Raw genomic sequence first — 10,932 nt, 5'->3', positions numbered from 1 at the left:
ATCCGTGGCATGGTTTATCCCAAGGGGGAGGGTGGCACATGGATTTCCTGCCGAAAGAGGTGCGCGAGGGGCTGGAACTGGCCCGCAAGCGCGACCGCCGCAAAAAGGCGAGGCTCCGGGTGACGGTGGGCGACGTGTCGTTTCCGGTGCTCGATTACCGCGAGGGCGGCTTTTCCCTCGATCTCGAGAACGCGCCCCGGCTGCGCGGGCTGGTCGACATCTTCGACGGCGCGCGCCACCTGTCGCAATGCCTGATCGTCGCGTCCGAGGAAGATGGCGACCTGATGCGCTACGAATTCAAACGCGCCACCGCCGCCACCGACCGCCCGCCGCTCGATTTCGCCGTGGACGAGCGTGCGCCGATCGCGCTGTTGCCGCGCGGCTGACGCACTTCAGGTCAGGTTCGGCCTCAGTTCAGGTAATGCCCCACCACCCGCACGAAGGCGCGCGGGATGTCGTCCAGCGTATAGCCCCCGCCCTTCTGCGTCAGCGCATAGACCACCATGCCGCCGCCGACCAGCAGCAAGAGCGCCGCGATGCGGGGCGCGCGGCCCTCGGAATAGGACGAGACGATGGACGGGATCGAAAAGACCAGGATGACCAGCCCGATGACCAGGTAAAGGTCGAATTGCATGCATGCCCCCGCTGCCGCGCCCGCGAGGCGCGGGCATGTCAGACTATTCGGGGTCGGTGGCGAAAATCAACCGTTCCGCACAGGGGGCGACCCGAAGGATGTTGGTCGTGCCCGGCACGTTGAAGGGCACGCCCGCGGTGACCACGATCTGATCGTTCTCGGTGCCGATACCGGAATCGCGCGCCGCCCGCGCCGCGTTGACCACCGCATCCTTGAAGCGGTCGACATGGCCCTCGGGCATGAAACAGGTGATCCCCCAGGTCAGGCACAGGCGCCGCGCCGTGCCTTCGAGCTGGGTCAGCGCCAGGATCGGCACGCGCGGGCGTTCGCGCGCGGTCAGGGCGGCGGTGGTGCCCGACTGGGTGAAGCAGCAGATCGCCTTGATGTCGGTCGCCTCGGCGATCTCGCGCGCCGCCGAGACGATGCCGTCGGCCACCGTGCGCCGCTCGATCACCCGGCTGTTTTCGATGATCTGGCGATACATCGGGTCATGCTCGACCTCGATCGCGACCGCGTCCATCGTCGCCACCGCTTCCAGCGGATAGCTTCCGGCCGCGCTTTCCGCCGACAGCATGATCGCATCCGCCCCCTCGTAGATCGCGTTGGCCACGTCCGAGACCTCGGCCCGGGTCGGCACCGGGCTGTCGATCATGCTTTCCATCATCTGCGTCGCCACGATCACCGGCTTGGCGGCGGTGCGGCAGGCCTGGATCAGGCGTTTCTGGATCGGCGGCACGTTCTGCACCGGCAGTTCCACCCCCAGATCGCCGCGCGCCACCATGATCCCGTCCGACACCGCCAGGATGTCGTCGAAACAGCGCACCGCGGTCGGTTTCTCGATCTTGGCCAGCACCGCGGCGCGGCCATTGGCCAGCCGGCGGGCCTCGTCCACGTCCTCGGGCCGCTGCACGAAACTCAGCGCCAGCCAGTCGATCCCCAACTCGCAGGCAAATTCCAGGTCGTCACGGTCCTTGTCCGACAGCGCCGCCAGCGGCAGCACCACGTCGGGCACGTTGACCCCCTTGCGGTCCGAGATCGTGCCGCCCACCATGACCTCGCAATTGGCGAAATCGGCGCCGCAGTCCAGCACCGTGAGGCGGATCTTGCCGTCATTGACCAGAAGCGACGCGCCCGGCTCCAACGCGGCGAAGATCTCGGGGTGCGGAAGCTGCACCCGGTCGCCGGTGCCCGGTTCCGGGTCGAGGTCGAGCCGGAAATGGTCGCCCTCCTCGATCTCGACCGCGCCCGAGGCGAAGGTGCCCAGCCGCAGCTTGGGCCCCTGCAAATCGGCCAGGATGGCGATCGGGCGGCCGCGTTCGCGCTCGACCCGGCGGATCGCCTCGTGGCGGGCGCGGTGTTCGGCGTGGGTGCCGTGCGACATGTTGATGCGAAACACGTCCGCGCCGGTGTCGAACAGGTCGCGGATCATCTCGTAGCTATCCGAAGCCGGTCCGAGCGTGGCGACGATCTTGACGTTACGATGGCGATGCATCCGGGGCATGTCCTTTGCCGGGCGATTTGGGTCGCGCTTGGGTTTGCGCCTGCTTGTGTTTGCGATAACGGCGGTCCCCGCTCTATGCCGCAATTCCCCGCCGCTCGCAACTGGCGCTTTGCCGCCGGCAGGTCTAGAACCGGCCCAAGCAGCAACGCAAGACGGCCATGACATACCACCCTTTCCACATCATCGGCGTAGCCCGCCGGTCGCGCTGGCTGATCACCGCGGACCATGCCACCAACACCGTTCCGCCCGATGTGAACGGCGGCGACCTCGGCCTGCCGCCCGAGGACATGGACCGCCACATCGCCTGGGATCCCGGCGCGGCCGGCATCGCCATCGGCCTGGGCGAGTTGCTCGACGCGCCGGTGGTGATGTCGAACTTCTCGCGCCTGGTGATCGACCCCAACCGCGGCGAGGATGATCCGACGCTGGTGATGAAGCTCTATGACGGCACCATCGTGCCCGCGAACCGCCACGTCGACGCCGCCGAGACCGCGCGCCGGCTCAATGCCTACTACCGCCCCTACCACGACGCGGTGGCGCGGCTCGCCGCCCGGCAGGACGATACCGTCTATGTCGCGGTGCACACCTTCACCCGGCAGTTGCGCGGCCGCGACCCCCGGCCCTGGCATATCGGCGTGCTCTACGGGCGCGACACCCGTTTCGCGCTGCCGCTGATCCGGCGCCTGCGCGACGAGCCCGACCTCTGCGTCGGCGAGAACGAGCCCTACGGCGGCCATCTGGAGGGCGATTCGGTCGACCGCCACGCGATCAAGCCGGGCCGGGTGAACGTGCTGATCGAGGTGCGAAACGACCTGATCCGCACCGACCGGCAGCAACGCGACTGGGCCGAACGCCTGGCCCCGATCCTTGAAGAGGTGCTTGTTTCAACCGCCCTTTGAGCGCGCGGATTGCTGTGGCGAATCGGCGTTTCGTGCTATTCTGATCTCCTTCGCACTTGGAGTTTTTTGCGATGGACAAGAAGCCGAACCCTGCCAAGGGTGCCGCGAAGCCGGGCGCCAAGCCCGCGCCGACGGGCAAGGCCGCCGCCCCGAAGGGCGCCGGGCCCAAGAAGAAGTGACGCCAACCGCCCCGGACGGTTGACCTCGCCGCCCGGGGCACCTCCAATGCGCGAACCCCGTGACAGGAGACGCGCCATGGACGACCAGACCCGCATTGAGATCGAAGCCGCCGCCTTCCGCCGGTTGCGCCAGCACCTGATGGACGACCGCCCGGACGTGCAGAACATCGACCTGATGAACCTGGCCGGCTTCTGCCGCAACTGCCTCAGCCGCTGGTATCAGGAGGCAGCGAACGAACGCGGCATCGAAATGACCAAGGCGGAAGGCCGCGAAGCCTTCTACGGCATGCCCTACGACACCTGGCGCGCCGAGAACCAGACCGAGGCCAGCCCCGAGAAACAGGCGGCCTTCGAGGTCGCGTTCAAGGAAAACGTGGGCAAGGACAAGGGCTAGGTGCGACTGCGCCGCCCCCGGGCCGGGAGCGAGGGGCCAGCCCCTCGCGCTCCCCGGAGTATTTTTCCAAGATGAAGGTGCAGGCGCCTCAGATCGCCGCCTTGCGGCTTTCCTCGAGATAGATCTCGCGCAGCCGCGTCGCCACCTGGCCGGGCTTGCCATCGCCCACCGCCGCCCCGTCGACCTCGACCACTGGTGTCACGAAGGCGCTGGCCGAGGTGATGAACGCCTCGTCCGCACCCTTCGCCTCGTCGATGGTAAAGCTGCGTTCCTCGACCTCCATCTGCGCCTCGGCGGCAAAGCGCAGCACCGCCGCGCGGGTGATGCCGTGCAGGATGTCGGACGACAACTCGCGGGTGATGATCTTGCGGTTCTTCACGATATAGGCGTTGTTCGACGTGCCCTCGGTGACCTTGCCGTCCTCGACGAACCAGGCATCGTCCACCCCCGCCGCCAGCGCCGCCATCTTGCCCATCGACGGATACAAAAGTTGCACCGTCTTGATGTCGCGCCGGCCCCAGCGCTGATCGGGGATCGAGATCACCCTGATGCCCGCCTTCGCCGCCGGATCGTCGGCAAGGCCGGGCTTGGACTGGGTGAACATGACCACCGTGCACGGCGTCGTCTCGGGGTCGGGAAAGGTGAAGCTGCGGTCGCCGGGGTTGCCGCGGGTGATCTGGAGATAGATCATCCCGTCGGTGATGGCGTTGCGCGCCACCAGTTCGCGGTGCACCGCCAGCAGCTCGTCACGCGCCATCGGCGGGGTCATGTCCAGCTCCGCCAGCGAGCGCGTCAGCCGTGCGGCGTGGCCGTCGAAGTCGATCAGCTTGCCATCCAGAACCGAGGTCACCTCGTAGACCCCGTCGGCCATCAGAAAGCCCCGGTCGAACACCGACACCGTCGCCTCGGCTTCCGGCAGGTAGGTTCCGTTGACATAGACGATGCGGCTCATGCGGATCTCCTCGGGCTGGATGCGACGCCCATGGCGCGGGCGCACGAAATCGGTAGTGTTCGGGTAGCGTGAAATTCGGGAAAGGGAAACCCATGACCACAGCGATGCAATCGGCCCTGATCATGACGGCGGCGGGGGTGGGCATCCCGCTTCTGGCGGCGCTGAACGCGGCGCTTGGCCGCCACCTGGGTTCGCCCGCCGCCGCCGGGGTGATCCTGTTCGTGGTGGCGCTGATCGCCGCGCTGGCGGTGTTCACCCTGACCGGCAGCAGCTTTCGCGGCGCGGCCTCGGCGCCGCGGCACCTGTTCATCGCCGGGCTGTTCGTGGCCTTCTACGTGCTGTCGGTGACCTGGATCGCACCCAGTTTCGGCGTCGGCAACGCGATCTTCTTCGTGCTGCTGGGCCAGCTTCTGTCGGCTGCGGTGATCGACCATTTCGGCCTGTTCGGCGCGCTGCCCAGCCCGCTGACCCCGACCCGCACGCTTGGCATCGCTGTGATGGGCGCGGGGGTGTTCCTGACCCAGATCGCGGGCCGCGCCTAACCCCACAGCCCCGGCTCCGGCGGATGCACCCCGGCCTCGTCATAGGTCAGCGGCACATCGCGGTCGCGCGCCAGCAAAAGCGGCCCGTCGAGGTCCGTCACCAGCGCCCCCTGCGCCACCAGCACGGCGGGCGCCATCGCCAGTGACGAGCCGACCATGCAGCCGACCATCACCCCGAACCCCGCCGCGCGCGCCGCGTCACGAAGCGCCAGGGCCTCGGTCAGCCCGCCGGTCTTGTCGAGCTTGATGTTCACCACGTCATACTTGCCCCGAAGCCCCGGCAGGCTGGCGCGGTCATGGCAGCTTTCGTCGGCACAGACCGGCACCGGGCGCGCCATCCCGGCCAGCGCCTCATCATCCCCCGCCGGCAGCGGCTGTTCCACCAGGTCGACCCCCAACCGCACCAGGTGCGGGGCCAGATCGGCATAGACCGCCGCCGACCAGCCTTCGTTGGCATCGACGATGATCCGCGCCCTGGGCGCGCCCGCCCGCACCGCCTCGAGCCGCGCCATGTCGTCCGGCGTGCCCAGCTTGATCTTCAGCAAAGGCCGGTGCGCGTGACGCGCCGCCGCTTGGCGCATGTCGTCGGGCGTGCCCAGGCTCAGCGTATAGGCGGTGATCTCGGGCCCCGGTGCACCCAGCCCGGCCAGTTCCCACACCCGCTTGCCCGCCTGCTTCGCCTCGAGATCCCACAGCGCGCAGTCGACCGCGTTTCGCGCCGCGCCCGCCGGCAACAGCCCCTGCAACGCCGCCCGGTCCAGCCCGTCCGGCAGCCCCTCGATATGGGCCACCACGCTCTCCAGCGTTTCGCCATAGCGCGCATAGGGCACGCATTCGCCGCGCCCCACATGCCCGCCCGCCCGGGCCTCGACCGTCACCACGGCGGCCTCGGTCTTGGACCCGCGCGAGATGGTGAACACCTCGGCCAGCGGGAAACGCTCGACGGTTGCAGCCAGCTTCATCGCACCCTCTTCATCTTGGCAAAAAAATACTCAAATCCGGCCCCGCCACCGGCGCAGCGCCAGCCTATATGGCCGCCAGCGCATCCACCAGCTTGCCCGCGCCGAAGCGGAACGGGTCGGTCACCGGCAGGCCCATCCGCGCCTCGGTCTCGGCGATATAGGCGATGGCCTCGTCCTCGCTCATCGCCTTGGTGTTGACCGATACCGCAACCACCTGGCAGTCCGGGTTCGCCACCCGCGCCAGCGCCAGCGACATGTCGCGCAAGTCCTCCAGCGACGGCAGCGCATAGCCCGGCAGCCCGCGCATATGGGTGCGCGTCGGCTCGTGGCTCAGGATCAGCGCGTCCGGCTGGCCGCCGTGGATCAAGGCCAGCGTCACCCCGGAATAGGACACGTGAAACAGGCTGCCCTGCCCTTCGATCAGATCCCAGTGGTCGGGGTCGTTGTCGGGCGTCAGCCACTCGATCGACCCGGCCATGAAATCGGCCACCACCGCGTCCAGCGGCACGCCGTCGCCGGTGATCAGAATCCCGGTCTGCCCGGTCGGGCGAAAGCTGGCCTTCATGCCGCGCGCCTGCATCTCGCGACCGATCGCCAGCGCGGTATACATCTTGCCGACCGAGCAATCGGTGCCCACCGCAAGGCATCGCTTGCCGCGCCGCTTGCGACCATCCGCGATCGGATATTTCACTTCCGGCACCCGCACGTCATGCAGGCTTTGCCCGGTCGCGGCGGCCACCGCCACCAGGTCGGGTTCGTCGCGCAGCAGCGAATGCAGGCCCGAGGCGAGGTCGAATCCCTCTTCCAGCGCCGCCACCAGCACCTTTTTCCAGGCCTGGCTGATCACGCCGCCACGGTTGGCCACCCCGATCACCAGCGTGCGCGCGCCCGCCGCCTTGGCTTCGGCAAGGGTCATGTCGGTCAGGCCCAGGTCGGCCTTGCAGCCGTCCATGCGGAACTGGCCGACCGCGTTGTCGGGGCGCCAGTCGCAAATGCCCTGCGCCACCTTGGCGGCAAGCTGGTCGGGCGCGTCGCCCAGGAACAACAGATACGGGGTCTCGATCATCAAAGGTCTCCTTGGTTCGCGCCAATATGTCGCTGTCGCCCCGCAATGCGGTCGCAAGTCCCGGCAGGATTCGGGGAAAAACACCAAGTTTCTTGCGTCATTTCAAGATTGTTAGAATATTCTCCCCCGTTTCCCGATCATTTTCGCCGTTCCGGGCCGCGACGCCGCGCTGCAGCGCCACGATTCTGCGCGCGCAAATCGGCGGTTGTGGTCAGTGGCGCAATAATCTACCTCTCAGGCCAGATCCGACGACACATCATTACCCGGAGGTTCCGATGTCATTCCGCATTCAGCCCGCCGCCCCGGCCCGCCCCAACCGTTGCCAGTTGTTCGGCCCCGGCTCGAACCCCAAGCTGTTCGCCAAGATGGCGGCCTCCGAGGCGGACGTGATCAACCTCGACCTTGAGGATTCGGTCGCGCCCGACGACAAGGACACCGCCCGCGCCAACGTGATCGAGGCGATCAACACCATCGACTGGGGCCGCAAATACCTGAGCGTGCGCATCAACGGGTTGGATACGCCCTATTGGTATCGCGACGTGGTCGACCTTCTGGAGCAGGCGGGCGAGCGGCTGGATCAGATCATGATCCCCAAGGTGGGCTGCGCCGAGGATGTCTATGCGGTCGACGCGCTGGTCACCGCCATCGAGCGCGCCAAGGGGCGGACCAAGCCGATCAGCTTCGAGGTGATCATCGAAAGCGCCGCCGGCATCGCCCATGTCGAGGCCATCGCGGCCTCGTCGCCCCGGCTTCAGGCCATGAGCCTGGGCGCCGCCGATTTCGCCGCCTCGATGGGAATGCAGACCACCGGCATCGGTGGAACACAGGAAAACTATTACATGCTGCACCAGGGCGACAAGCACTGGTCCGACCCCTGGCACTGGGCGCAGACCGCCATCGTCGCGGCCTGCCGCACGCACGGCGTGCTGCCGGTCGACGGGCCGTTCGGAGACTTTTCCGACGACGACGGCTTCATCGCGCAGGCGCGGCGCTCGGCGACGCTGGGCATGGTCGGAAAATGGGCGATCCACCCGCGCCAGATCGCGCTGGCCAACCAGGTCTTTACCCCGTCCGAAGGCGCCGTAGCCGAGGCGCGCGAGATCCTCGCCGCGATGGAAGAGGCCAAGGCATCCGGCGCGGGCGCGACCGTCTACAAGGGCCGCCTGGTCGACATCGCCTCGATCAAGCAGGCCGAGGTGATCGTGCGCCAGGCCGAGATGATCGCCGCCGGCTGACCGCGCCGGGACGTTGACCTTGCGTCCTTGCCGGGCCAGAACCGGGCGGCAAAAGGCGAGGACATTCCCATGCGCACGACCAAGACGATCCACGTGATTTCCGCCCACGCAGAGGGCGAGGTCGGCGACGTGATCGTCGGCGGCGTGACCCCGCCCCCCGGCGCGACCCTGTGGGAGCAAAGCCGCTGGATCGCCCGCGACGGCACCCTGCGCGACTTCGTGCTTAACGAGCCGCGCGGCGGCGTGTTTCGCCACGTCAACCTGCTGGTGCCGCCGAAAGATCCCACCGCCGACGCCGCCTTCATCATCATGGAGCCGGAGGACACCCCGCCGATGTCCGGCTCGAACTCGATCTGCGTCGCCACCGTGCTGCTCGACGCCGGGATCATCCCGATGACCGAGCCGGAAACCACCCTGACGCTGGAGGCCCCCGGCGGGCTGGTCAAGGTCCGCGCCACCTGCAAGGGCGGCAAGGCCGAGCGCATCTTTGTCGAGAACCTGCCCAGCTTCGCCACCCGCCTCGACACGCCGCTGGAGGTCGAGGGGCTGGGCACGCTGACCGTCGACACCGCCTATGGCGGCGACAGTTTCGTGATCGTCGACGCCCCCGCGCTGGGGCTGGCGATGACGGCGGACGAGGCGCATGACATGGCCCGGATGGGCATGCGGATCACCGACGCGGCCAATGCGGCGCTGGGATTCGAGCACCCCGAGAACCCCGACTGGCGGCACATCTCGTTTTGCCTGTTCGCGGGTGCGCTGGAAGGTGAGGGCGTGACCCTGTCCACCCGCGCGGCGGTGGCGATCCGGCCCGGCAAGATCGACCGCTCGCCAACTGGCACCGCCCTGTCGGCGCGCATGGCGGTGCTGCACGCGCGCGGCCTGATGGGCGTGGGCGACCGGCTGGCGGCCACCTCACTGATCGGCTCGCGCTTTGACGGGCGCATCCTTGGCACCACGAAGGTCGGCGACACCCCGGCCATCCGTCCCGAAATATCGGGGCGCGGCTGGATCACCGGCATGCACCAGCACATGCTCGACCCCGACGACCCCTGGCCCGGCGGCTACCGCCTGTCCGACACCTGGGGCGCGCGCTAGGCGTCGGTGCGTTTGTCCGGCGACAGATCCGGCGTGGGTGCGGTCCGGCGGGCGAACTTGCCCCGCCCTGATGCCACAAACGGCCTTTGCAGGTCTTGCCGAGTTGCATTTGCCGCCCCTGCCCCCTTATATCGGCGGGGACCAACAAGGGCGCTGCGATGACCAATTATCTCGAGTTCGAAAAGCCGCTGGCGGAAATCGAAGGCAAGGCCGAAGAGCTGCGCGCGATGGCACGGGCCAACAAGGAAATGGACATCGAGAAAGAGGCCGCCGCCCTTGACCGCAAGGCCGAGACGATGCTGCGCGACCTTTACGCCGACCTGTCGGCCTGGCGCAAATGCCAGGTCGCGCGCCATCCCGACCGGCCGCATTGCGAGGATTACATCAAGGCGCTGTTCACCGAATACACGCCGCTGGCGGGCGACCGGAACTTTGCCGACGACCACGCGGTGATCGGCGGGTTGGCGCGTCTGGGCGACGTGCCGGTGATGGTGTTCGGTCAGGAAAAGGGCAACGACACGAAAAGCCGGATCGACCGCAACTTCGGCATGGCCCGGCCCGAGGGCTATCGCAAGGCGGTCAGGCTGATGGACATCGCCGACCGCTTCGGGCTGCCGGTGATCACGCTGGTCGACACCACCGGCGCCTATCCCGGCAAGGGCGCCGAGGAGCGCGGGCAGGCCGAGGCCATCGCGCGCTCGACCGAGAAATGCCTGGCGCTGCGCGTGCCGCTGATCTCGGTGATCATCGGCGAGGGCGGATCGGGCGGTGCTGTGGCCTTTGCCACCGGCAACACGGTGATGATGCTGGAACACTCGGTCTATTCGGTGATCAGCCCCGAGGGCTGCGCCTCGATCCTGTGGAAGGATGCCGACAAGATGCGCGAAGCCGCCGAGGCGATGCGGCTGACGGCGCAGGACCTCAAGGCGCTGGGCGTGATCGACCGCATCATCGCCGAGCCGGTCGGCGGCGCCCACCGCGCCCGCGCCGAGACCATCGCCGCCGTCGGCAAGGCGCTGGAGGTCGAACTTGCCGCGCTGGCCAAGAAGAAGCCCGAAACGCTGCGCGACGAGCGGCGCAAGAAATTCCTCGGGATGGGGGCGAAGGGGCTGGCGGCCTAGATGTCACCGCTATTGACAGGTCTGATCGCGGGCCTGGCCTTCGGGCTGGTTTCGGTGGTGACGATGTTGCCAATGACCTTCGAAGACAGGCCGCGCGCGCTGGCGGCGAGCTTCGCCAGCCGGTTTGCCATCGGTTTTCTGATCCCCAACCTGTCGCTTGGCGGCCCGGACTGGCTGGTTGGAGCGGCAGTCGGTCTGATGATCAGCGCCTCGGACGCCATCGTAACCCGCGCCTATGCGCCGATCCTTGGGATGGGCGCTCTCGGCGGCGCGTTGATAGGCTGGCTGGCCTGATCGCTGCCACATCGACTTGTTTGCCCGCTCCGCAGTTCTGGGCAAAGTCGTGGCG

The 10,932-nt window shown here is 67.9% G+C and carries 13 protein-coding genes; 8 read left to right on the top strand and 5 right to left on the bottom strand.

The window, feature by feature from the left end:
* The first annotated feature begins 38 nt into the window (after positions 1 to 38).
* Positions 39 to 386: a hypothetical protein gene (locus FVF75_RS14330; RefSeq protein ID WP_148379215.1), complete on the top strand. Its 348-nt coding sequence runs from the start codon at positions 39 to 41 to the stop codon at positions 384 to 386.
* Between the two features lie 23 nt (positions 387 to 409).
* Here FVF75_RS14330 and FVF75_RS14325 read toward each other — a convergent pair whose 3' ends face one another.
* On the bottom strand, positions 410 to 634 hold the full coding sequence (locus FVF75_RS14325) for a hypothetical protein (protein WP_148379213.1): 225 nt from the start codon (positions 632 to 634) through the stop codon (positions 410 to 412).
* 43 nt (positions 635 to 677) lie between these two features.
* Complete coding sequence (gene pyk, locus FVF75_RS14320) at positions 678 to 2,126, bottom strand: pyruvate kinase (RefSeq protein WP_148379211.1); 1,449 nt, start codon at positions 2,124 to 2,126, stop codon at positions 678 to 680.
* 167 nt (positions 2,127 to 2,293) lie between these two features.
* Between pyk and FVF75_RS14315 the strand changes: the two genes are divergently transcribed.
* Both FVF75_RS14315 and FVF75_RS14310 read left to right on the top strand, forming a co-directional pair.
* Positions 2,294 to 3,034, top strand: coding sequence for an N-formylglutamate amidohydrolase (locus tag FVF75_RS14315; RefSeq protein WP_148379209.1), 741 nt, complete (start codon positions 2,294 to 2,296; stop codon positions 3,032 to 3,034).
* Between the two features lie 255 nt (positions 3,035 to 3,289).
* Positions 3,290 to 3,607, top strand: coding sequence for a DUF1244 domain-containing protein (locus tag FVF75_RS14310; protein WP_148379207.1), 318 nt, complete (start codon positions 3,290 to 3,292; stop codon positions 3,605 to 3,607).
* An 88-nt stretch (positions 3,608 to 3,695) separates the two neighbouring features.
* On the opposite strand, the gene FVF75_RS14305 is transcribed toward FVF75_RS14310, so the two are convergent.
* The gene (locus FVF75_RS14305) at positions 3,696 to 4,559 is read right to left on the bottom strand and encodes a D-amino-acid transaminase (RefSeq protein ID WP_148379205.1); all 864 of its coding nucleotides are present in this window, start codon (positions 4,557 to 4,559) and stop codon (positions 3,696 to 3,698) included.
* 92 nt (positions 4,560 to 4,651) lie between these two features.
* Here FVF75_RS14305 and FVF75_RS14300 point away from each other — a divergent pair, with 92 nt between their 5' ends.
* Complete coding sequence (locus tag FVF75_RS14300) at positions 4,652 to 5,101, top strand: DMT family transporter (RefSeq protein WP_166128333.1); 450 nt, start codon at positions 4,652 to 4,654, stop codon at positions 5,099 to 5,101.
* On the opposite strand, the gene dgcA is transcribed toward FVF75_RS14300, so the two are convergent.
* Together dgcA and dgcN are read right to left on the bottom strand one after the other, a co-directional pair.
* Complete coding sequence (dgcA, locus tag FVF75_RS14295) at positions 5,098 to 6,063, bottom strand: N-acetyl-D-Glu racemase DgcA (RefSeq protein ID WP_148379203.1); 966 nt, start codon at positions 6,061 to 6,063, stop codon at positions 5,098 to 5,100. The two genes, FVF75_RS14300 and dgcA, sit on opposite strands and share 4 nt — an antisense overlap.
* Before the next feature lie 64 nt (positions 6,064 to 6,127).
* Entirely contained in the window at positions 6,128 to 7,129 is a 1,002-nt protein-coding gene (gene dgcN, locus FVF75_RS14290; protein ID WP_148379201.1) for an N-acetyltransferase DgcN, read from the bottom strand.
* Between the two features lie 275 nt (positions 7,130 to 7,404).
* Here dgcN and FVF75_RS14285 point away from each other — a divergent pair, with 275 nt between their 5' ends.
* From FVF75_RS14285 to FVF75_RS14270, 4 genes are all read left to right on the top strand, one after another.
* Complete coding sequence (locus FVF75_RS14285; protein WP_148379199.1) at positions 7,405 to 8,364, top strand: L-malyl-CoA/beta-methylmalyl-CoA lyase; 960 nt, start codon at positions 7,405 to 7,407, stop codon at positions 8,362 to 8,364.
* Between the two features lie 69 nt (positions 8,365 to 8,433).
* Positions 8,434 to 9,462 (top strand): trans-3-hydroxy-L-proline dehydratase, encoded by a 1,029-nt coding sequence (locus FVF75_RS14280; RefSeq protein ID WP_148379197.1) that lies wholly within the window; start codon positions 8,434 to 8,436, stop codon positions 9,460 to 9,462.
* A 158-nt stretch (positions 9,463 to 9,620) separates the two neighbouring features.
* Positions 9,621 to 10,583 (top strand): acetyl-CoA carboxylase carboxyltransferase subunit alpha, encoded by a 963-nt coding sequence (locus tag FVF75_RS14275; RefSeq protein WP_148379195.1) that lies wholly within the window; start codon positions 9,621 to 9,623, stop codon positions 10,581 to 10,583.
* Positions 10,584 to 10,877 (top strand): hypothetical protein, encoded by a 294-nt coding sequence (locus FVF75_RS14270; protein ID WP_148379193.1) that lies wholly within the window; start codon positions 10,584 to 10,586, stop codon positions 10,875 to 10,877.
* Positions 10,878 to 10,932: the final 55 nt, after the last annotated feature.

The sequence above is a fragment of the Maritimibacter fusiformis genome, from assembly GCF_008086115.1.
In the GTDB taxonomy this organism is placed as follows: Bacteria; Pseudomonadota; Alphaproteobacteria; order Rhodobacterales; family Rhodobacteraceae; genus Muriiphilus; species Muriiphilus fusiformis.
Note: the sequence above shows the minus strand (reverse complement) of the source record. Positions and strands in the feature narration are given on the sequence as shown.

Bases quoted from the DNA above. Each gene is read 5' to 3' on its own strand.
- FVF75_RS14330 (WP_148379215.1), top strand. From the start codon at position 39: ATGGATTTCCTGCCGAAAGAGGTGCGCGAGGGGCTGGAACTGGCCCGC.
- FVF75_RS14325 (WP_148379213.1), bottom strand. From the start codon at position 634: ATGCAATTCGACCTTTACCTGGTCATCGGGCTGGTCATCCTGGTCTTT.
- pyk (WP_148379211.1), bottom strand. From the start codon at position 2,126: ATGCATCGCCATCGTAACGTCAAGATCGTCGCCACGCTCGGACCGGCT.
- FVF75_RS14315 (WP_148379209.1), top strand. From the start codon at position 2,294: ATGACATACCACCCTTTCCACATCATCGGCGTAGCCCGCCGGTCGCGC.
- FVF75_RS14310 (WP_148379207.1), top strand. From the start codon at position 3,290: ATGGACGACCAGACCCGCATTGAGATCGAAGCCGCCGCCTTCCGCCGG.
- FVF75_RS14305 (WP_148379205.1), bottom strand. From the start codon at position 4,559: ATGAGCCGCATCGTCTATGTCAACGGAACCTACCTGCCGGAAGCCGAG.
- FVF75_RS14300 (WP_166128333.1), top strand. From the start codon at position 4,652: ATGACCACAGCGATGCAATCGGCCCTGATCATGACGGCGGCGGGGGTG.
- dgcA (WP_148379203.1), bottom strand. From the start codon at position 6,063: ATGAAGCTGGCTGCAACCGTCGAGCGTTTCCCGCTGGCCGAGGTGTTC.
- dgcN (WP_148379201.1), bottom strand. From the start codon at position 7,129: ATGATCGAGACCCCGTATCTGTTGTTCCTGGGCGACGCGCCCGACCAG.
- FVF75_RS14285 (WP_148379199.1), top strand. From the start codon at position 7,405: ATGTCATTCCGCATTCAGCCCGCCGCCCCGGCCCGCCCCAACCGTTGC.
- FVF75_RS14280 (WP_148379197.1), top strand. From the start codon at position 8,434: ATGCGCACGACCAAGACGATCCACGTGATTTCCGCCCACGCAGAGGGC.
- FVF75_RS14275 (WP_148379195.1), top strand. From the start codon at position 9,621: ATGACCAATTATCTCGAGTTCGAAAAGCCGCTGGCGGAAATCGAAGGC.
- FVF75_RS14270 (WP_148379193.1), top strand. From the start codon at position 10,584: ATGTCACCGCTATTGACAGGTCTGATCGCGGGCCTGGCCTTCGGGCTG.